This window comes from Halobaculum sp. MBLA0147 (genome assembly GCF_041361345.1).
Classification (GTDB): Archaea; Halobacteriota; Halobacteria; order Halobacteriales; family Haloferacaceae; genus JAHENP01.
In genome coordinates this window covers 61,709-81,852 of the sequence record NZ_JBGKAD010000006.1, presented here as the reverse complement: position 1 = coordinate 81,852, position 20,144 = coordinate 61,709, and the positions used below count along the sequence as shown (strand labels likewise).

The window sequence follows — 20,144 nt, the reverse complement described above, 5'->3', positions numbered from 1 at the left end:
CGAGCGGCCTCCGGCAGGTGGTCGACTGGGATGACAGTGCTCAGTCCGAGGCCTGACCCTTCAGCGATCCCCTGGCGTTGGACGAATCGGCTGGTGAGTTCGTCCGTTCGGAGCGTGAACTCCGTGTGGGTACATGACCGGATGTGGTCGCTGTTCACGCGCATCCCGTCCTCCTCCCAGCCATGGGTCGCCTCCAGATCGAACTGGAACGCACTCGTGTCGTACTCGCGACTGGTCATCCGATCGCGGACGCTCTCGTGGAGTCGGTGGCCCCACATCGGATCGTCTGGGTGAAGCGGGACGCGATCCCCGTCGCGGTGGATCGTCGAGAAGATCGGTGACAGCGTCCGGTACCGAGCCTGCGTGACGGACTCGATCTGTTCGACCTCGACCCCGTCGACAGGCACGGTCGTGTGCCCGAGTGTGAGCTCATCCCCACGGGCGTGGTTCGCGACCGCGTCGATCAGCGCGGTGTCCTCGGCGTTGAACACCCAGAACCCAGACCGACACGCGATCCCCGAGTCACTGGTCGTGACCGAGGCGGTCTGGATGAACTCGCTGAACGAGAATGGTGGCGCCGTGTCACGCTCGTGGTACTCGTCAGCCAGTTCCGGTCGGTGGCGGTCGAGTGCGTCGTAGACGAACGCCTGGAAGCTGAGGTGGTAGTTCCACGGGAGGTGGAAGGGAGGCTTCGAGCCAGCGTCCGCGTAGATGAACAGTCGCATTATTATGCCGATAGGCAGGTACCACTGTACCCGGTGTCATTATAAAATCTGTGACGTTATTGAAATGTCTGAGAATGCTCCTCTCACTACCACACAGGATGCTCACGCGGCAGTTGGCGTACAAGGCGACCGAGGCCGGCCTCCCCGTCGAGGCGGTGGAGCCGGCGGGCACGAGCGTCACGTGTCGGCAGTGTGGCGCCAGCGATCCCGCGTTCCGCGACGGCGTCGACTTCGAGTGTCTGGCCTGCGGGTACGAGGTGCACGCCGACGTGAACGCGGCGATCAACATCGCCCAGCAGGAGCCGGAGTGATCGAGACGGCCCGGATCGCCGCCTCCGCCTCGTGGGTTCTTCTGTGTGTGCGGCTACGTGGTCGGGCTACTCGTCGGCGGCCATCTCGACGAGCGTCTTCTGGTTCGGCTTGGTCTGGACGGCGGGACTGTCGTCGTCTTCTGTATCCATCTCGACGCTGCCTGACTCGACGAGCTGCTCAACCATCTCCTTGACCGCGTCGACATCGTTCTCGATCCGAGTGAGGCGATCGCGTGCGGACTGCTCCTCCCCAGGCAGCCACCCAGCACGTTCCATTTCCCGATGCATCTTTTCGAGTGGCACCACATCCAGGTACGGCTTCATATTCTCAAGGTCTGACCAGTCGCCGTGGTCCTGAATCAACAGAGGGCTGAGCCCCTTCATTTTCATTTGGGTGATGCCGGACCGACGGAGGTCGTGAGAAGTGACCCTTTCCCACATCTCTATCCCCGTCTCATCAGCCGCCACAGCGGCCGCCTCAGTCACCCAGTTCTGCATCTGGGCGCTCTGGACGGAGAATATCGGGGTATCAGGAGAGCGGTTCGTGTCCTCACACCACTGTTCGAGGTCACGGTAGAGCTTCTCCGGGATGACGCGGGTCGTCATCTTCGTCGGTTTATCTCGCTCCGAACGCGAGTCTTTGACCTCAACCCGGATCGCAGGGATATCAGCATCGCCGTCCCCGCGAATGAGAGAACTCGGGTACAGTCGCTCAGCGACAGTAACACTGCGGGCTGAAGCGCGCCAGAGTGTTCGGATCGCCAGTTTACGTTCTCTATCATCCGCACAAGCAATAAGAGTCTGGACTTCGCTCTCCCTCAAAAAACGCGCGTGACAGATTTGAGTTCGTGAACCTGCACAACACGTGCTACCTACGCTCTTCTTATAAGCGTGTGGAGGGGATTTATATACCAGGAGGAGGTTCGACCCTCCTGCCCACTGCTGTATCTGACTGTCAACTATCTGTTAGGTGGCCGGTACGATGAAGTCCGCAGCCGGTTGTGCGCCTGGAAAGCACATAGGCCCGATCCGGCCACTGTACAGCGAACACCTAACAAGTGAGCGGGATCTACAACGGCGACCGGGTCGAGTTCTACGCTTTCGAGGACCCACGGGTTGCGATGCTGACTCAGAGATACTGAGTACAGAACAATTTTCAGAGTTGCATTAGAAGGTATCTGGTAATGAGACGACGGCGTTTCCTCTCCGGTTCCACTATTGCAGTGTCGACACTAATTGCTGGCTGTTCTGGATCTCAGGAAGACGGCGACGGCACACCTACAGATAATTCTACAGGTACACCGACGGATACACCTACTGATACTCCACAGGATACCGATACACCAGAAGATGAAACTCCGACCGAGGACGATGAGGAGACTGAAACCGAAGAGGACGAACAAGATGTTGATCGTCCAGCGGATTACCGGTGGGACCTAGAGCCTGGAAGAAATGACGCTTTGAGAAGTGAACTAGGCCAGTATGTTTCAGGCAGTGTAGGCGGAGTAGTACAGGATCACCCGGCCTTCGAGTTTTCGACTGATAGAGAGAATGATGATCATACTGTCGACTTTGAAGCACTGAAGCTGATCCGGGAAAGCAACTTCGATATCATGGCGAATGACCCTAACTACGATGCTCCAATGGAGCAGATAGTAGAATCATTTGTTGGTGAGCAATTGTTTGAAACCGCTAAAGATGAAGGATACCTGAGAGAGACAGCAGATTCACAACCTTATTATGATGAACAAGATTGGTTGAACGCTGATACAGTAGAAGAGTCTCTGGATCTTGGCCACAGTCTGGTAGTCTCTATAGACGGGACAGATGAGCAGGTATCTCAGAAAGAACGAGGTGTGATTATGAGAGAGGCATACCAGAGACATCATGACTTTGATGTTCTGGCCTGGGAAGTACCCATGGAAATGGGTAGCAGAAAAGCAGGAATGCTATACTCCCCTGACGATGATAAGGTAAGAACTTTCAACTCCGGAGGACCTTGGTCAGGTAATGGCACTGCACAATCACATGTTGAAATACAAAACTGGAGAGTCATAGAGGATCCAAATGACGAAGCAAGGAGAGATGCAACAAGTCTTCACCACCCAGTACTTTTCCACACGGATGAATGGGATCGCCAGGGCATCAGCTTCGAAGATGCAAAGGATCAAGCTGTAGAGATGATTTACAGTGTCGCAACAGATGAATACAACAACTTTAATGATGAACAAGCAGTACTGGCTAGAGGAGATGCCCCAGTAGATAATATCACTATGACTACTGGTTCGACGGAGCAGTTGACCCGTACATTATTGGATTACAATAAATCTGGCGTTAATACTGATTTTGAAGATATCTGGGATATGGCTAGCTTTGCTGTGGGTAAGTATATTGATGATCCAGAACTGAATGGAGTTATCGATACTGTAGAACCCGGTGATGATAGCTACGATGAGTACTTCGGTGGCGGGTTCGCGTTCTACGAAGTTGAAGATGAAGAAGTAGTGGACGAGGTCAGAAATGACCAGAGCCACGAATACGACAACTTCGGCGAAGTCTACGACCAACTAGAGGCAGTCTGAGCGGCCTGATTTACAACGCCGGGTTCTGACCCGGTAGTGTTCAGATAAGCCGGTTCCATGCGAAGGCGAAGCGACGCAACCACTCGTCTGCTGTTTTTCGACTGGCGTTGCTGAAACAGTTTGAGAAACTAGATGTTCTGCGTTTTACCTCTCTGAAGACACGTTCGACGCTGTTGCGATCACCGTGGCGGGTGACGTGGTGATCGAGGCTGTGGCGTTGACAAGCACTGTGAAGTTGAGGTGCATCGTCGATGAGAAACACGGCGTCGTCAACGTCGCGTTTCTCACGGAGTTCGGAAGAACTTCACAGCGAGAGCGTTGTTTCTGGTCGGTTCGAGCTTCGTATGGAGTAGTTCGTTCGAGTCGGGATCGACGGCAGCGTACAGCCAGTAGCGGTCGTCGTCGAGTGGATCACGGTCTCGTCGACCGCGACGTGATCCGGGGTCTGTCCCGATCTGGGCTGTAGATCGGCCTTGTGAACCCAGTTGTGAACGGTGGATCGAACACGATCGACACCAAACACATCGAGAAACTAAACAGTATTCGAGAGTGAGAGGCCGGCGAGGTGCAGCTGAATACTGAGTTTCATCAGCAGCCGTGGTGTCGCTTCTCGCTCCACAAACTCTAAGTCGATCTGGTCGAGACATCCGCTGAGGCGTGCGTTTTCGGGCATAAGTCACTCAGAAAGCGCCACGCCTCGTTCTTCAATCCTAATCTGAACACCACCCTTCGGATGTCGCGGATTCAGTAGGCTGCCCAGACCGGACAGCGTACTACTGGTTGGACAAACTCCGAGACCAAGGCAAAGTCGTGAGTAGAGAGGTAGGAGGCTCATTGTTCTGGGAAACGAGGGATGGCTGAGGCCATCGATCCCAACGAACTACGACCGGGCGCGCATTACCCGCGGGGGCGACGATGAGTGAGGACGACCTCCCGGACGCCCGGCAGGTGATCGACATACATGACCGGATCGAGAAGCAGTACGACCTGAAGTACACTGGCGCAGCAGTCGCCGCGCCGCGCCTGAAGATTGAACGCCTCCTCAACGGTGTCGCCGAGCACGACGGCACCTACATGCGGGCCGCCGCGCTCCTCCGTGACCTGATCACGTCGCACTATTTCGAGGATGCGAACAAGCGGACAGCGTGGACGGTCACGAACATCTACCTGAAGAATCACGATGCAGAACCGGCTGTGACCGACGACCGGGTACCACACATCCTGAAACGGATTCGCCGGTTCGATGTCGACGAGATCGCGGACTGGCTCGCGACTGGGGAGATCGACGAGGATCGGTTAGAGCCATGAGCAACACAAAGTTCAATTCACTCCACAGCATAGCCGGAGGCACGAATGAGTCTTCGTGATCCGGATGAGAACGGGCGTGACCTCGAGGAGCAGGTCGACGATCTGATCGAAGAGCAGCGCGAGATCTTCGACGCACTCCACGAGTAGCGAGTCTTCTATCTGGATGTCGCCGAGAGTGCGTAGACCGATCCACACGGCTAACCAACGTCCCGGTGTCTGTGGAACGGAGTGTTGGTTAGTCTGAGCGGAGTTCCTCGGTCGACTCGATCACCGTGACCGCGAAGTGATTCGGCATGTCGATCGCCTTGGAGTCGGCCTCCTTCTGCAGGTGTAGGTCACACCGGCGACAGAACTCCGCCCAACTGTACTCCGTCCTCACCGTGTAGTCGGCGGGGCCGGGAGCCTCGTTGACTGCTTCACTGTACGCCTCGAGTTCCGTCATCAAGGGCTCGCTCACACCGGACAGCCGGAGGTGATGATAAAGAGACTTTGCCCGTTTCGAGCCCTCTACCGGGCTTCACACGGTTCACCGGGCAAAGTTGTATACATGTCGAGTATCAGCTTCTGCTTCTCACGCCTCGTCCGGCAGGTGGGTCTCTACAGGCCAGATCGATGTAAGAGAGCAGGTTGGTCCGACGTAGGATCTAAGTCTGTCACACTCCTGTCTGTGGTGTCGGGGTCGTGGACTCCACGGCGAGCGTTCCGACTCCATCCACCCCGTTGCATCCCCCGAGATGCTCGCCGACAGCCCGACCATGCAACGGGATGGCGACGAACCGCAACACACGACAGCCAAGGCTCTAAACGCCGTCACCACCTACGACGGATGCTGGGCGGTGCTCCACCCCACAGGCGGCGAGCCCCTGTCGAGGTTCGATCGGTACTCGCCGTCACCTGCCCAGCATCCTATCACGCGTGAGGCGGCCTGTACACCCATCAAGTGAGTCGAACACTCCCTCATAATGCCGGGTGTAGTACCGCCTACCAGCGTGTTGCGTGCCTGCACCGCTGACGTAGGGTCTGACCCGCCTCAACCCTGCACCCAGTGTTACCGTCACCCCGCATCGCCGCTAAACCCGCGTTTCTGGGATAGTTTGTGTGGCAGGTGTTAGTCAGCGACGAGGAGAAAAGGTTTATTCATGCTTCCGAAGAGCCATAGTTATGAACATATCCGATTGACAGCAGGCCCTGTTGATAGGGTCAGCAGTGATCGTATTCTTAGGATTGCTCTCGATCATCCCTACAATCGGTATCATTCTCGGCCCTGTGTTCAAAACGGTGGCAGGGTTCGCTGGTGGATGCATTGTCGCCTTTTTGATCGCATCTGGGGGGCGGTCAGGCGCGCGTCGCGGGGCGGTTGTCGGGTTCGTCGGAGGAATTCTCAGTTCAGTCGTAAATTGGTTCGCGAACATCGCGCTGACGGGAATCATCAGCAGTGCTGCCGATGAGCCTGGAACTGGCGCTGCTACCGCTGCCGGTGCCGCTCTGCTTGGTCTCGTTGGCGCGTTTACGAGTTGGATCTTTGTCGTGTTTGGAGCGGTGATCGGTGGGGGCATCGTCGGATGGATGTTCGGCGATGTTCGGACAGAGGAGCAGAAGCAGATGTAACACACTGTGGTTAGTTCAGTGGGATACAGCGACTCTCGTGAGAGAAGGTGGAGGACACAGTGGTTATTAGCCGACAGTACGGACGGTCATTCGTGACCGGACCTCAAAGCGTACGCGGCACACTCGGTGTGACAACCAGTCCGCTGTACTCAACGGCACCAGCTCGGGGGCCTGAAGTACACAATGCGCGAGGTGTAGTGTTGGATGGTCAGGTCCCGGGGTAGCGTTGTTGTCGACGGTGGTTCTTCGCGGTAAAACATATCACGCGATGCAGAAAGACGGAGGACACTCGTCAGAATGGTGAAATCAGAAACCCCTAAGTCGGAGGGGTACTTCGCTCTCGGTGCGGTTCTGGGCTAAGCGCCCGACTCGTTCGGGCCACTTGACACCGTGAGTGACACCTCGATCGTGATCCGCGGCGAGAGTGTCACCAGCGCCAGTGTGGCCGCGATCGTTGTTAGTTCGATCATGGTTCCGTAGTTGCGACTAGTCGTCTCGAGGCCGGTACATCCGAACGGGCAGTGGCGTGATCGGGCGGTTCTGGGCTAAGCGCCCGGAATCTCACGTGCCCGCACACCGTCAATGACAGCGGTTAACATAAGCGGTGCGATTCCGGTTTTAATAGATCTATATAACCGGCGCCTTAGCCGCTGAACTGCCGTCATTCGCTAATTTACTTTTTCATTATGGTGACCCGTTCCAGGGCGACCATCCACATCTTGTCCACAGTGGACAGGCAGATAAAAGCGTGTCCAGACCCGAGTGAAAGTTGTGCCTGCTCCGACTTCGGGATCGCAAGTCAGGAGGGTATGCGGGTTGGACACCGCGTCGTAACCCTACACCCACAGCAAGTACTCGACTTCACCTGCATGTCGAAGATGTTGACGTACTCCTACAGGGCGGTATCGAAGGCGGCTGGAGACAAGACGGCCACGGCTGCGACGACTGTCCTACTTCTCTTCGAGGCCGAGCTCCTCCGCGACGGTCGTGTCGTTCAGGGCCGCGCGAACCACCGCAGGGTAGTACTCACGGTTCTTCGCGAGCGACTCGCCGTGCTCGGCTCGCCACTTCGCTTCCATCTGCGCGTAGCGGATCTGGAGGTCGTCAACGAGGTCCTCCGGCAGGTACATGTTGACGTTCTTCCGGTCTCGGATCGTCTCCTTGCTCTCTGCTGTCTCTGTACTCTCTGCGCTCTTCACGCTCTTTGAGCTCTTTGACGACCCTGTCGTCTCTGACTCTCCCTCGTCGTCGCGGTCGTAGCGCTCGGCGAACGGGTCGCGGTCACGCTTCGCGTCGCCGTTGCCCTCAGACATCCGTGACCTCCTCAAGGTGTCCGGCAATCGCGTCGTACTCCGCCTCCATGTCGCACTCTTCGCCGTGTGCGAAGATGGAGACGCCGTTGTTCCAAGCGCGCTGGAGGGCGACCCGTTTTCTGATCTCAAAGACCTCACAGTGCTCTTTGTTCTCAAAGGTCTCTTTGAACCAGTCCATCATCTCCTCGGCCTCGCCGTCCGTGCCAACCTCGTTCGCGACCAGGCCGAGCTCGTCAACGTCGTCGAACGCCGTCTCGATCGACCGGAGCTGGCGGAACAGTTGCTCGATCGCCCGGATCGACGTGGACCGCGCCTGGGCCGGGATGAGGACCTGGCCGGTCGCGACCACAGCGTTGTCGGTGAGGATACCGAGGTTCGGCGGGCAGTCCACGAGAACCACGTCCCACGCGGTGTCCGCGTCGTCGAGAAGCATCCCGAGCCGTTCCTCGCGGCGGCGGGCGTTTGCGAGCTCGTCCTCGATGTTGATCATGCGCTGGTGTGACGGGACGAGATCCATCTCGTCGTGCGTCACGACGAGCGACTCAAGCTCGTCCAGCCGGTCGAGATCGGGCAGGACCTCGTACAACGAGTCGCGATCCCGGGCGTCGTAGGAGTCGCCGAAGCCCAGCCCCTCGGTGGCGTGTCCCTGCGGGTCGAGGTCGATCACGAGGACATCGTAGCCGCGGCGCGACAGCGCGCCGGCGACGTTGATCGTCGTGGTCGTCTTCCCGGCCCCGCCTTTCTGGTTCGTAATGGCGATCCTCTCTGCGCTCTGTGACATCAAAGAGAGCAAAAAGTGTGGAGAGGTGATAAACCTCCGTCAGACACTATCCGAGAGATCTATGTCTCAACTGCCCCCACTACTTATGTGCGTGGCACAATCTGATACAAGTATGGGAGCGAAAGATCGCTTCTGGGGCAGTAAGCGTGGACAATCAGAGATCGGAATGGCGATCGCTGTAGCGGTGGCGGCGCTCGGGATCCTGCTCTTTGCGTTGGAGTACAGTGCAGCGATGGACCAGGCCCTAGCAGGGCTCTAAGCGTACCCCTCAGCCTCGCGCCGAGTGTAGAGACACGCGGAACACTCGCAGGCCGGTGGGTGATCGCGGGCGTGTTCGACGATCGCGACGAGGTCGAACCGCGACAGCGACTGTTCGGGATCGCCCTGGACGAGGAACCAGCCGTCGCACTCGGAACAGGACACCGTGCGGTCGTCGCGCTCGAGCTCACCCCCACACCGGTGGCACTCGACGAGTGGCTCGGGGAGGACGACTTTGCTCATGTGTGTAAGTGTGGAGCGTCAAAGAGAAGAACCGCGCGGTCACCCGGTGCTGACGGCGAAGGTACTAACGCCTCACTATACGGGCGCTGACAGGATTGTGGCCGCCACTTCTCGACGCCCGCCTTCCGGACGAATGTCGCTGCCACATTGACTGTGTCATAAAAATCTGTCAGACAGAGGAAGAGAGCTTCCAGTGCCTGCAGGCGATCGACCGGAATAACCGACGAATAGACTCAGCCAACAGTCGTTAGCCCACTATCCAGCCGTGCCTGACTCGGATCCACCCCTAAGAGTGCGTGATCCGGTCCATCAGTTTCAGTCCACCAATCCGGCTCGTGATCGAGGATGTCGACGAGAATCGGAACCCACGGCCTGAGCCATTCCCACGCCTCAAGCAACGGTCGACAGTCAGGGCCGTCTGTCTGATCCCACAACCACGGACTCGTCACTGGATCGTCGGGATCGGCGAGGCGAGCAGGATCCGACACGCACTGGAACGCGACATCGCCGAGGACATCCCGGACGGCTGTGATCGTTTCGTCGACGAGGAGCGACGGGAGGATACCGTCACGCTCCTCCTGTTGGTCAGTCGGCAGCAGAATGCGCCACTCACCGTCGTCTGTCCGCTTGAGGAGTCCAAGGCCACGGAGTCGGTCGCCAGCACCGCCATCGCGGGTCAACGTCGATCGAGCCACATCTGCCGCGTCAGCCAGCTCTTGCGTCGAGAGCGGGGCATCAGACCGAAGCAGTTCTCGGATCACCCGACCGACAGCACTGGACTCTGTTGGCACGATTCGGCTCGTGTCGAGGTGGGAGATTGCATAGCGGAGTTCACGGACATCGAGTTCCTCCCGTACACCGTCAGCCGGCTGGAGATAGTTCAGACATCGAGCCGTGTCGTACGCTCCGCCGGTATACAACTGCAGCACCGACACTACAGCCGCCGACGGCTCGTCGTATCCCTTCCGCTCACAGAGTCGCCGAGCTGCGCGTCTCACCGCCACGCGATCCGAGTCAAACGCGTTCACAGGTATCTCAGCCCCGAATTCGGGGGCGTCCTCACGGAGCGGGCGTGGTTCAGCCACAGTCGCTCGGAGGTCCTCAACAAACGCCTTCCGCTTGTCTGATCCGTGACTCCCGAAGTCCCCACAGATCACCCATGAACCCATCAACTCACCGAGACCCGTCGCAGCATCGTCAATATCCACTGTCCACTCTTGCTTCGACTCCCGTGGCTCGTACAGTTGCCGATACAACGTGTTCAATCCCTGTCGGCTCTGGATCGCCGATGCCGTCCCGATCATCTGTGTGAGGTCTTCCCAGCGGGCGGCATCGAACTCGCGATTGAATCCAGGGACACGTACTTCGCGAACGATTTCAACGTCTAGCAGGTCGAGGACCGCGATAATCGTCGATGACAGCCCGAGTGCCTCCCGCGTGATCTGACTGTACAGCCGGGAAACCTCACTCTCGTCGTCCTGTGCTTTCGCGTCGTGGAGATCGCCTGACAGCTCCTGCAGATCGTCTCGTGCCTCCTGAAGCGACGCGATAAACTCGTTGAGGTCGTCCAACCGATCAGGCAGGTGCCCAAGACACGTCGACGAGCGGAGCACCTGTCGGTGGTCGGCAAACAGCTCCCCGAGATCCGTCGTAGTTGCCTGCTCCTGTGTGAGGAAGGCCTTGAGCGTCCGAGAATTGCTTAACGCCCGAGCAGTGGACAGTGTCCATTGCATGGGGTTCGTGTATTCACAGGAGACCACCACTGCGTCCTCCTGTGTGTCCACCCAGAGGTCCGCTTCTCTGCAGTCATCAGTGGAATCCAGTGATGCATCCACAACAGAGATACCCTGTGGAGTGCAGGCAGAGAGTGCCTGTGCGGCGCGCCATGATGCCAGTTGTTGCACCTGCGCTAAGCCACACCCTTTGCGCCGGGGGTCCGAGTCCTCCTCCTCCTCGTGCTCGCGTGGGGCTTCACGTCCATGGCTGGGCGATCGCAACGGCCGGCTTACGGCCTCATCGAGGGTTGTCTGCTCGCGGTCGCGCTCGGCGAGGATCTCGACGACACGGCAGCCGTATGGCGTGATTTCGACCTGCGTTCGATTGCCGACACGGAGCGTGGTGACGAGGTCACGACCCTCGAGACGGTCGGCATCGGCGTCGTCTGTCTCGGGGATGATCTGGCTGAGCCGTTGGCGAGAGACATCGAGATCGTCTGCGAGCGTCCTGTACGACAGGCCTCTCGTGTCATTGTGCGCGAGCGTTCGCAGAATATCGATCTCGGTCGCATCACGACCGTAGTCGATGATGGCCTGGTGGGCGACAGCGTCGATATCGGTATGTGACTGGCGTCCAGTCCAACGACGAGTTACATTATGGTGGTCGTGGAGGTGGGTGAGAAGCCGACAGTCTACGGGGGACGCGACGACGATGACCTCGAGACTGTGTCCAAGGTGTTCCAGCAGGCGCGCGATGTTGTCGACGGTGTCAGTCGCGCGGTCGCCGTCTCGGAGAGCCTGGATGTACTGGTCGGTCGCCCGGACAACGAGTGTCTCGGGCGTGGGGTCAGAACCAGGGCGCCACCCGAGCAGGTGGGCAAGCCCATACAGCCGCTCTACGGGCTGGCGCTGGGTCGCGATGCGACGTGCGAGTTTGAGGACCTCATCGACATGCGCGTCGTCGCGAACAGCCGCCTCAACAACGGACCACAGGCTCGCTGGGACGCCGATTTCTTTGAGGCGGCGAGCGAGGGTGTGGCTCTCCGTGTGGTCGTATTCTGCCCGGAGTCGACTGATCGCGTCGGTGAGCAATTGTTCGCCGACTCCGTCTAGGAGTGTTGTCCACAGAGAGGTCGCGGTCGTGTCGGGCGTGAGTGTGACCGCGTCGACGTGGTCAACTGGATGCTGGGTGTCATAGGCAAGTTCACCTGCGGCCGGATCGACGCCGGCGTCGCTCCACGGATCGGCGAGTGTTTCGTCATCGACAGAGAGGCCAGCTGTGATCTCGACATCCGCGGCTGCGTCCGCCAGCCGGTCGTCGTGGATACCGGCTTTCCAGTCATGATCGAACCAGTCGCGAAAGAGTCCGCCGACATCATCGTCGACGATACTCTTCGGGACGGTCGTCGCCGGATGGTCAACATCTGGACCGAGAGAGTCATCGAGATCGATCTGGGCGCCCTGCTCGGCATAGGTGCCCTCGCGTTCGTAGCTCTCGAGACGGTCAGCGCGACTCGCGAGAATCCGACTGCGGAGTTCTGCGGCCTGTTCGCGAGTATCGGCCTCGGCGAGGGTTCGCATCGCGTCGGTGGCGTGTGTGCGAGCGCATCGGGGGCACGTGAGTGTGTCCTGAAGGGCGATGTCGCTGTGTTCGATGAGCCAATAGTGCTGACAGTCTGCACATCCCACAACAGCGATCCGGCCGCCGACGGCGGCCTGGACAGGGCCGTTCATCGCGACCACCTCTCAGAGTAGTGGTGGCCTGAGCGCCAGTGGCACACGACGCTCGCGGCAGAGTACGTCGCGTACTGGTGGCTAGGGAGCCGCGGCGGCCAACCGTGAGAGTGGGATAGCATCTCGTGGTCCGTGGGTGGACACACGCTGCAGTCGCTACCGACGTACTACCGGCTCGAATACCGGGTCGAACTAGCCAGCCCTTCGTTCACACTATAGCAAATGCTAACGAAGGGGAACGACCAAGTAGGGTCGGCAGCAAGAGGTAGGTGTCCAAGCTTCCTCTCCCTGCGGCCCCACGTCGGTGAGCGACGGGTGTCGCGTTCGTAGCGTCCTATCTTGGGTCTCTCTGTGGGTTGTTGGTCATCCAACTTAAACGGTGGGCCCTGCGTCAGACGTTTGTTGCACGAATAGTAGCTCTACCACCGTACCGGCTTCTTGTCTTACTGGATTCACACCATACCGCTGGGGGCATACCTACTGGCGTGTTCAGTAGAAACGGATACCGTTCTGCACCGAGGGTGGTCACACCGCCACCACACGCTATCTCCTCGGAACTTCACCTGTGGGCTCTTCGACGCCTGTAGCTGATTCTGTACACTAGTGCGTATGAACTGGGTATACCCTCCGTCTGCGATGTGTAATGGCGGATTGTAAGCGTGATCTGATGTAGCCAACTCAGACGATCCCCCACCTCTACTCTTTTTATTCGTCCTCCGACTAATCGCGGGCATGACGACGATTACGACAGACGTGCGACTCGACTCGGTCGAACATATTCTCGCTAGTGGCAGCGGTACGCTAGATTTCGCCGTCGCTGGCGAGGACGGATACACGACGTGGCGCGGCACCGAGGATGCAGACTGGAACTTCGATGATGTCGGTGGTGTCGAGAACGTCGACGAAGATAGGTTCATTGTCTATCCCGATGGTGAGTACTTCGTCTGTGACGTGAGTGCTGCTGGAGAGGAACAGAATCCTGGGCCGGTCGAGTGCTGGTGTGAGTGAGCCACTTGGCACCATGTCTGCGTCCTCTCACACCCGACGGCCGACTCCGGAACACGGGGTTTACTTGTCCGGTCGAATATCCCCGGACGGTGACCCTCTCTCGTGAGATTCTACGTACCCGAGTGGGACGACGCGGTCGACGCCGCGTACGATTTCCACAACGACGACCTCTCTACGCTCGACAAGAGTGAGCGCGAACGGGCGTTCATCTGGGATGTCTTCGATCGCGAGACCACTCCGATCGACGGTGTGTTGATCTCGCGTGAACAGGTGGAGTCGTCGAGCACGAAGTTCGAGCGGCTCACGACGAACGGCGTGTACGACGACCCCGAACTGGCGATCCCAGACTGGCTACCGACGATCAGTGACTGCGGTGCATGGGGGTACAAATCACTCCCGTTCCCGCCGTACGGCAACGAGGGGATGCTCACCTTCTACGACGAGCTTGATGTCTCGACCGGTGTCACGATCGATCACCTCGTCCTTGGGTCTGGGAAGGAAGAAGGTAGGCTGTACGTCGACGAGCGGGCGTTCGGTGAGCACCTCACCGTCGACGACATCCCAGACGAGTTCACCGCGAGTGTCGACGTGATGGCGGACACGTGGCCTACGGAGTGGCCGTCGTATGTCGACGAGTACGAGCCCTCTATTACTGGAGTCGACAACCCAGAGCAGTTCCGCGCGAACGCGTTCGAAGGCTCGGTCGACAGCGTCCTGACGCGTCTGGCGGACGATCCCCGAGCGGTGTACCGAACCGACGACGAACAGTTCCGGTACGACCTCACGCTCCGGAACGCCCGCGAGATGGCCGACCACTACGACTCGGACAGCCACGACTTCCGACTGATGGCGGCGTTCCAAGGCTGGGACCCCGAGTCGTATGCACAAGCGGCTGAGACGGTCCTCGAGTTGGGATACGACTACGTCGGCATGGGTGGGCTCGCCGGGAGTCCAGCGAGCGTCGTTCGTGACGTTGTCGCCGAAGTCGGCACCGTGATCGACGACTTCGAGCGTCGGGAAGGTACCCGGATCGACAACCACCTCTTCGGGTTCGCGAAGACAGACGCATTCGACACGATCGGTCGCGGTGGTGTGACGAGTTTTGATAGTGCGAGCATGCTCCGTGCGGCGTGGACGGGGGGAAAGAACTACCACCTGGACGCCGACGAGAAGTTCGACGCGATCAGGGTTCGCTACGGCGCCCCCGGTGAGTCACTCTCGACGACGGTCGAGAAGTCGCTGCAAGGGTACGAACTGATGCAGGCTCTCAGAGCGTACGACGCCGAGACGGCCATCAACGAGGCCGTCAGCGAGTGGGTTCCGGAGGCTCGGGAGACACTCACCGCACTGACGACGTACCTCGACGACCACCGGCACGACGACCGGTACGACCAGACGCGGATCCGGGACACGACCGAGGTGTTTCGTGAGGACTTCGCGTACGGCGCTGAGGTGCAGGGGTTCTTCGGGGAACAGTTCCGCAAGCGCGTGGTGAAACTTCTCCGTGCCGACGACCCGGACGACTCACTCGCCTGGCACGACTACCTCGAGGTGATCGAGACGGCGAGTACGGAACTGGAAACTGCGCCGTGGACCGCTGACGCCGTCGCAGAGGTCTCCTCCGACGGGAGTAGCCCTGCCAGTTTCGACCACCTCTGGCCGGTCGTCGAGTCGTACGCGGAACTCGACTCCGTCGACGACACGGACAAACTCGACGGCTACCGGCGAACGCTTCGTCGGCGCCCCTGGGACGAGTGTGACTGTCCGTTGTGTACGGAACACGGCGTCGAGATCGCCGTCTTCCGTGGGAACGATCGGAATCGTCGGCGCGGGTTCCACAACACCTACCGATTCTACCGACAACTCGAACGAGACCTCCCCGCCATCCTCGTCGCGACCACGCGCCCGGCCCCAGTGGAGGCAGACACGACCGAGGCGGAACTCCAGTCGGAACGACCCACGTTCTGGGAGGCAGTACACGATCTCCCGGTGGCTGAAGTGGCTGTCCTCGACGACGGAGTCCACGAGTGGTGGGCCGACCCGGACGGTGAGGGACTCACCGGTCCGACTCCCCTGGACCGATACACGACGGTGTTCCTGTACGATCCAGACGACACGGCAACTGTGGGGTCTTCGACCCGTAATCCATCCGTCGAGCGGTTCGGTGACCCGTCGGCACTCAGGAGTGCGGTGTTGGATCACCTCGGATACGACGACGACTACCTCCCCCGGAGAACCGTCCAACAGGGGTTGGGTGACTACTGATGCGGGTATTGATCGTCGACCAGTGTTCGGGGTCGAAGTCGTTCCCGGACAGTGCACCCGTCTACGGTGTCGAGGAGATCGACAATCATGGCATCGACGAACTCCGTGAGGAGAGTCCGATCACGATTCCGGCACGCGAACTCTACGACGGTCGCCAGCAACGGTTCGTCGACGACGCAGTCGTCCAACTCCGTGACGACGGACACACCGTTGACCGTCTGTACGTGTCGGCCGGGTTCGGACTCGTCGACGAGGAGACCCGACTCCCACCCTACGAAGCGACGTTCCGCGAGATGGATGCAGCGACGGCCGAAGAACGAGCGCGAACGTTCGGTGTCACGGAAGAGTTGATCTCGTCGGTCGCCGACGGAGTGCCGTACGATGTGGTGTTCTTCCCTCTCGGTGACGACTACGTCGGAGCGATGGACCTCGACCGTGTGCTCGACGCATTCCCGTCCGAGTCTCTCGGCGTCCTGTTCAACCGCGAGACGGTCGCAGCGGAGTACGACCGCCTCACTTCGCTGGCCGCACGCACCGCAGAGGCCGAGGCACACGGGACGATCACCGTCGCGATCAAGGGCCAGTATCTGAAGAACTTCGCCGCCCGCGTCGGGGACGAGACACCCTCGTTGTCCGAACTCGCGGAGTTGTGCACCCGAACCGACTCCGAACAGATCGGGTTCGACGACTTCTGAGACCGTCGCCGTCACAATCCGTCGTCGGACGGGGTCTCGTCCGGTTCGAGATCGGTCTCCAAGCTCCGGACCTGTGACAAGACGTCACCGCCGAACTCGGTCACGCGGTACGAGACGTTCCGTCGGTTCCTCTCTTCGCGGTCGATCAGATCGTACTCGACGAGTGTCGTCAGACTCTGTGTGAGCGTGTCCGAGGACGTGTCGACGGAGTCTTCGAGTTCGCCGAACCTGAGCGGCCCGTCCTCTGCCAGTAGCTGGAGAACTTCGAGTGTCCGTTTCGGCGCGACGAGCTCGCGGACGGACTCGAACACCATGTGGGGTGGACTCCCCGACCGTCGTTAGAACTGACGGTGCACGAGTTACTTTGCTACAGCAAAGTTTATTGATCGCCTGCACGATGGTGAGCTCGTCATGTTGTACCGCGAACGGACGGTCGACACCCCGCACGGGCCCGTCGACACACCGACACTGTTTCCGGTTCGGAACGTCGGGAAACGGTCCTCGGACAACACACCGGGGTACACCGACCGAATTCCGGACCTCCAGACCGCACTCGTCAACACACGGGCGATCAAGAACAACCGGCCACAGTGGGAGCGCCTCACTGGTGACCACGAACTCCGTTCGGAGATGGACGCGACGGCAGAGACGGTGGTCTTCGCCGACAGCGGTGGCTTCGATTTCGAGGAGTCGGACCCGGACGTGTCGGCAGTCGAGATCGTGGAGGCACAGGAAACCATTGGTGCGGACTTCCTAGGGACAGTCGACCTTCCGCTCTCTCGCGAGAACAGACGAGCGGAGAATCAACGACGCATCGACGAGAGCACTCGTCTCGCGCTAGAGGCGAGTGACGCACACGACGGTGACGGCCACCTGATCGCTAGTGTCCATGGGTACGACCCAGAGACGATCGAGAACGGAATCGAGTACTTGGAGGCGAACGGGAAGTTCGACGGATATGCGGTCGGGAGCCTTGTTCCGATTAGAACGGACTACGAACGCGTCACGAAGCTGATTATCGCAGCACGTCGAGCGACAGAGAAGCACCTCCACGTGTACGGCCTCGGTGGAATCACCTACCAGCCGTTGCTGTTGTACTTGGGTGTCGATAGCTTCGACTCGACTGCATTTATCCAGTCGGCGGCGCAACGGAACTACCTATCTCCTGGTCACGGGTGTCAGCCGATCGCAGAGATCGAAGGGCTCGACCGACTCCCGTGTCCTTGCCCGACGTGCAAAGACAGCACGTTGTCCGAGATCAGGGCCGACCGGACGTTACTCACCCGTCACAACCTCTGGGCACTCGTGACGGAACTTCGTCGGTTCCGATTTGCCGTTGCCGCAGACCGCGATATGGAGGAGTACTTGGATATGCGGTTCGCCGGAAATCCCGTGGCGAACCGCGCTTACCAGACGGCGAAACAACAGATTCGGAGGCTCACGTGACGAACGACCGTGCGACGATCCGGCCGGTCACACTCTCCCGACTCGTCGAAGCGACACACTGCTGTCGGGAGACTGCACGAACGACGACGGCAGTCGAGAACCGCCTCGATGTGTCGCGTCGTCGTGCTCGGGAGACACTACTCGAAGCGACACGGATCGGCCTCCTGTGGCAGGGTACCGAAGCCGACGGGACCGACACAGAGGGAGACACAGAGCAGTTCCGCACGACGGAGTCTGGTGCAGGGTTCCTCTCAGCGATTCGGTCCGAGGCGTGGCGAAGCGCCAGTGACATTCTCTACGACGGTAGTCCACACTACCGTGCGTTCTGTTCGACCGTGGATGCGGTCGGACCGGCGACTCTGGACGAGATTCTGGTCGCACTCGACGAAGGGTCCACAGCGTCCCCGTACACGTTCAACGAGACCACGATCGAGGTGATCGCCGACTGGGCAGAGCGTCTTGGGAGTGTCGCCCGGAACGCGTTCACTGGTTCGTACTACTGTGTGAACAGTGACGAGGGCCCGCCCGAACCCTTCTCGGCGACACTACTGGAGGTGTTCGACAAGTTGGAAGCTAGTGCCGGGATGAATCTCGTTCAACGGTACCTCTCCATCCCTCGACTTCGAGAACACGTCTGTGAGCGGCGGTGCTGTCGCCGTTCGACCTTCGACGACAGACTCGTCGAACTTGTGGGTGAGAACGTCGGAGCACTGGAGTTGTCCGGCGCACCGGTCGACACCGACGCGAAGACGGCACGGTACGGAATCAAACAGATCACCCCGGTCGACGGCCTCGACGCCGAAGACGGCGAGACGACGACAGGAGGGCTCGTCTCGACCACGCAATCGACAGACGCCGTCATGGACGGCGTGGAACAATTCGGGAAACGGTACTACTACCTCGCGATCCACGATCGCGAGTTCGCAGCGACCGACAGGACAGACGACTCGACCAACACACGGGAAAATCCACGATGAGCGACACACCGACCCCTTCCGACGACTTGACGTTCGACGACAGTGGCCGCGATTACGACCAGTTCGGACTTACGGAGAACCCGTTCCCGTACAGTCCCGTCCCAGCAGACGACCCTGAGGTATACTGCGGGCAGGAGCGCGTCCGGAGTGCGGTCCAGAACACGGTGAACACCGTGCTTGGAACCGGGAAGTCCAAACACCTGGTAGTCACCGGTAAGTACGGGAACGGGAAGTCACACACGCTGAAGTACACACGGTCTCGAATCCGAGACCGAGACGATGTCGTTGTTGGGTATGTCTCACAGCCTGGTGACGGATTCCTTGACGTGTACCACGAGTTCATGTATGACCTCGGCTTCGACGCCGTTCAGAAACTGGCGTACGACTTCCTCGCACTCGTAGCTCGAGACGAACTGGATGTCGATCCGCCAGATGGCGACGCACTCGAGACACTCCTTGATGAGGGTGAGGTGCTCCTCTCGGAACTAGTGCCTGTGACCGTCCAGCGACTGACCGATGTCGCGAAGTTTGCCGACTTCGCGCGGGCTGTGGTCCACCTCGTCTATGAGGAGACCAACCTCTACGCGTGGCAGTGGCTCACTGCAGAGGGGCTCCGGTACGAACAGCGCAAAGAGATGGAGATTCACAGTTCACTTGACGACGACTCGATGGGCATCCGGGCGTTCACCGCGTTCAAGCGGATGCTCCTCGAGTTGGGTTACGTTGGGGTGTTCGTCTTCGTGGACGAGTTCGAGTCGATCGCACGTCTGACGCCAAAACAGAAGCAGTCGACGCTGAACAGTCTCAGACACCTGATGGACCGGAACCCGGAGGGACTCTCGCTGTTGTTCGGGTGTGCACCCGAAGTGTGGCAGGACGTGATGGCCGAATACCACGCTTTCTCCGAGCGGGTGGGCGAGGAAGCAGCGCTCCGGCCCCTCGACGAGGCGTACGTCCGCCAGCTTGTGACGGCGTACCTCGACCGAGGCCGGGCGAAACCGACGGGTAAAATCGATCCATTCACCGACGAGGCGCTTGCGGCGATCCTGCAACGAGCACAGGGGAACGTCAGACAGGTTCTGTCGGCTTGTAGCAGAGTACTGGATAACGCTGTCGACGAGGACCACTCCGAGATAACCGGTGATCTCGTCGTCGAGACGATGTGACACCCGACA

Annotated in this window: 17 protein-coding genes and 1 pseudogene; 9 read left to right on the top strand and 9 right to left on the bottom strand. The window is 59.5% G+C overall.

The annotated features are described in order from the left end of the window. The coding region (locus tag RYH80_RS20120; RefSeq protein WP_370905942.1) for a hypothetical protein at window positions 1–725 on the bottom strand (725 nt) is incomplete at its 3' end. Between the two features lie 98 nt (window positions 726–823). Here RYH80_RS20120 and RYH80_RS20115 point away from each other — a divergent pair. Next, a complete protein-coding gene (locus RYH80_RS20115) occupies window positions 824–1,036 on the top strand; it encodes a zinc ribbon domain-containing protein (protein ID WP_370905941.1) in 213 nt (70 codons plus the stop codon). A gap of 66 nt (window positions 1,037–1,102) precedes the next feature. On the opposite strand, the gene RYH80_RS20110 is transcribed toward RYH80_RS20115, so the two are convergent. After that, a complete protein-coding gene (locus tag RYH80_RS20110; protein WP_370905940.1) occupies window positions 1,103–1,858 on the bottom strand; it encodes a site-specific integrase in 756 nt (251 codons plus the stop codon). A gap of 362 nt (window positions 1,859–2,220) precedes the next feature. Here RYH80_RS20110 and RYH80_RS20105 point away from each other — a divergent pair, with 362 nt between their 5' ends. After that, window positions 2,221–3,618 carry a hypothetical protein gene (locus RYH80_RS20105; RefSeq protein ID WP_370905939.1) on the top strand — a complete coding sequence of 466 codons (1,398 nt, stop codon included), beginning with the start codon at window positions 2,221–2,223 and terminating at the stop codon, window positions 3,616–3,618. Between the two features lie 40 nt (window positions 3,619–3,658). Here the strand turns inward: RYH80_RS20105 and RYH80_RS20100 are convergent. Then, window positions 3,659–4,291: pseudogene (locus RYH80_RS20100) on the bottom strand (IS6 family transposase). Window positions 4,292–4,533: 242 nt separating this feature from the next. On the opposite strand from RYH80_RS20100, the gene RYH80_RS20095 reads away from it, so the two are divergent. Beyond that, window positions 4,534–4,926, top strand: coding sequence for a Fic family protein (locus RYH80_RS20095; protein ID WP_370905938.1), 393 nt, complete (start codon window positions 4,534–4,536; stop codon window positions 4,924–4,926). Between the two features lie 235 nt (window positions 4,927–5,161). Here RYH80_RS20095 and RYH80_RS20090 read toward each other — a convergent pair whose 3' ends face one another. The 5 genes from RYH80_RS20090 to RYH80_RS20070 form a co-directional block, all read right to left on the bottom strand. Beyond that, the gene (locus tag RYH80_RS20090; protein WP_370905937.1) at window positions 5,162–5,383 is read right to left on the bottom strand and encodes a hypothetical protein; all 222 of its coding nucleotides are present in this window, start codon (window positions 5,381–5,383) and stop codon (window positions 5,162–5,164) included. Between the two features lie 2,101 nt (window positions 5,384–7,484). Next, complete coding sequence (locus RYH80_RS20085) at window positions 7,485–7,847, bottom strand: DUF8160 family protein (protein WP_370905945.1); 363 nt, start codon at window positions 7,845–7,847, stop codon at window positions 7,485–7,487. Continuing rightward, window positions 7,840–8,628, bottom strand: a complete 789-nt coding sequence (locus RYH80_RS20080; RefSeq protein ID WP_370905936.1) for a ParA family protein — start codon at window positions 8,626–8,628, stop codon at window positions 7,840–7,842. The genes RYH80_RS20085 and RYH80_RS20080 overlap by 8 nt, the downstream gene beginning before the upstream one ends. A 255-nt stretch (window positions 8,629–8,883) precedes the next feature. Beyond that, window positions 8,884–9,129 (bottom strand): hypothetical protein, encoded by a 246-nt coding sequence (locus RYH80_RS20075; protein WP_370905935.1) that lies wholly within the window; start codon window positions 9,127–9,129, stop codon window positions 8,884–8,886. A gap of 233 nt (window positions 9,130–9,362) precedes the next feature. Beyond that, a complete protein-coding gene (locus RYH80_RS20070; RefSeq protein WP_370905934.1) occupies window positions 9,363–12,578 on the bottom strand; it encodes a DUF5817 domain-containing protein in 3,216 nt (1,071 codons plus the stop codon). 732 nt (window positions 12,579–13,310) lie between these two features. Between RYH80_RS20070 and RYH80_RS20065 the strand changes: the two genes are divergently transcribed. From RYH80_RS20065 to RYH80_RS20055, 3 genes are all read left to right on the top strand, one after another. Beyond that, on the top strand, window positions 13,311–13,586 hold the full coding sequence (locus tag RYH80_RS20065) for a hypothetical protein (protein ID WP_370905933.1): 276 nt from the start codon (window positions 13,311–13,313) through the stop codon (window positions 13,584–13,586). Window positions 13,587–13,688: 102 nt separating this feature from the next. Beyond that, the gene (locus RYH80_RS20060; protein WP_370905932.1) at window positions 13,689–15,851 is read left to right on the top strand and encodes a queuine tRNA-ribosyltransferase tRNA-guanine transglycosylase; all 2,163 of its coding nucleotides are present in this window, start codon (window positions 13,689–13,691) and stop codon (window positions 15,849–15,851) included. Further along, window positions 15,851–16,546 (top strand): hypothetical protein, encoded by a 696-nt coding sequence (locus RYH80_RS20055; protein WP_370905931.1) that lies wholly within the window; start codon window positions 15,851–15,853, stop codon window positions 16,544–16,546. Before RYH80_RS20060 ends, RYH80_RS20055 begins: the two co-directional genes overlap by 1 nt. 11 nt (window positions 16,547–16,557) lie before the next feature. Here the strand turns inward: RYH80_RS20055 and RYH80_RS20050 are convergent, their stop codons facing one another. After that, window positions 16,558–16,860 carry a winged helix-turn-helix transcriptional regulator gene (locus RYH80_RS20050; protein WP_370905930.1) on the bottom strand — a complete coding sequence of 101 codons (303 nt, stop codon included), beginning with the start codon at window positions 16,858–16,860 and terminating at the stop codon, window positions 16,558–16,560. A gap of 97 nt (window positions 16,861–16,957) precedes the next feature. Between RYH80_RS20050 and RYH80_RS20045 the strand changes: the two genes are divergently transcribed. The 3 genes from RYH80_RS20045 to RYH80_RS20035 are packed head-to-tail and all read left to right on the top strand — an operon-like array spanning window position 16,958 to window position 20,135. Beyond that, window positions 16,958–17,992, top strand: coding sequence for a tRNA-guanine transglycosylase (locus tag RYH80_RS20045; protein ID WP_370905929.1), 1,035 nt, complete (start codon window positions 16,958–16,960; stop codon window positions 17,990–17,992). Then, a complete protein-coding gene (locus RYH80_RS20040) occupies window positions 17,989–18,969 on the top strand; it encodes a hypothetical protein (RefSeq protein ID WP_370905928.1) in 981 nt (326 codons plus the stop codon). Before RYH80_RS20045 ends, RYH80_RS20040 begins: the two co-directional genes overlap by 4 nt. Next, window positions 18,966–20,135, top strand: coding sequence for a BREX system ATP-binding domain-containing protein (locus RYH80_RS20035; protein ID WP_370905927.1), 1,170 nt, complete (start codon window positions 18,966–18,968; stop codon window positions 20,133–20,135). The genes RYH80_RS20040 and RYH80_RS20035 overlap by 4 nt, the downstream gene beginning before the upstream one ends. Window positions 20,136–20,144: the final 9 nt, after the last annotated feature.

Excerpts from the sequence above, each read along its gene's own strand:
- RYH80_RS20115 (WP_370905941.1), top strand. The coding sequence starts at position 824 with ATGCTCACGCGGCAGTTGGCGTACAAGGCGACCGAGGCCGGCCTCCCC.
- RYH80_RS20105 (WP_370905939.1), top strand. The coding sequence starts at position 2,221 with ATGAGACGACGGCGTTTCCTCTCCGGTTCCACTATTGCAGTGTCGACA.
- RYH80_RS20095 (WP_370905938.1), top strand. The coding sequence starts at position 4,534 with ATGAGTGAGGACGACCTCCCGGACGCCCGGCAGGTGATCGACATACAT.
- RYH80_RS20085 (WP_370905945.1), bottom strand. The coding sequence starts at position 7,847 with ATGTCTGAGGGCAACGGCGACGCGAAGCGTGACCGCGACCCGTTCGCC.
- RYH80_RS20080 (WP_370905936.1), bottom strand. The coding sequence starts at position 8,628 with ATGTCACAGAGCGCAGAGAGGATCGCCATTACGAACCAGAAAGGCGGG.
- RYH80_RS20075 (WP_370905935.1), bottom strand. The coding sequence starts at position 9,129 with ATGAGCAAAGTCGTCCTCCCCGAGCCACTCGTCGAGTGCCACCGGTGT.
- RYH80_RS20070 (WP_370905934.1), bottom strand. The coding sequence starts at position 12,578 with ATGAACGGCCCTGTCCAGGCCGCCGTCGGCGGCCGGATCGCTGTTGTG.
- RYH80_RS20065 (WP_370905933.1), top strand. The coding sequence starts at position 13,311 with ATGACGACGATTACGACAGACGTGCGACTCGACTCGGTCGAACATATT.
- RYH80_RS20055 (WP_370905931.1), top strand. The coding sequence starts at position 15,851 with ATGCGGGTATTGATCGTCGACCAGTGTTCGGGGTCGAAGTCGTTCCCG.
- RYH80_RS20050 (WP_370905930.1), bottom strand. The coding sequence starts at position 16,860 with ATGGTGTTCGAGTCCGTCCGCGAGCTCGTCGCGCCGAAACGGACACTC.
- RYH80_RS20045 (WP_370905929.1), top strand. The coding sequence starts at position 16,958 with ATGTTGTACCGCGAACGGACGGTCGACACCCCGCACGGGCCCGTCGAC.
- RYH80_RS20035 (WP_370905927.1), top strand. The coding sequence starts at position 18,966 with ATGAGCGACACACCGACCCCTTCCGACGACTTGACGTTCGACGACAGT.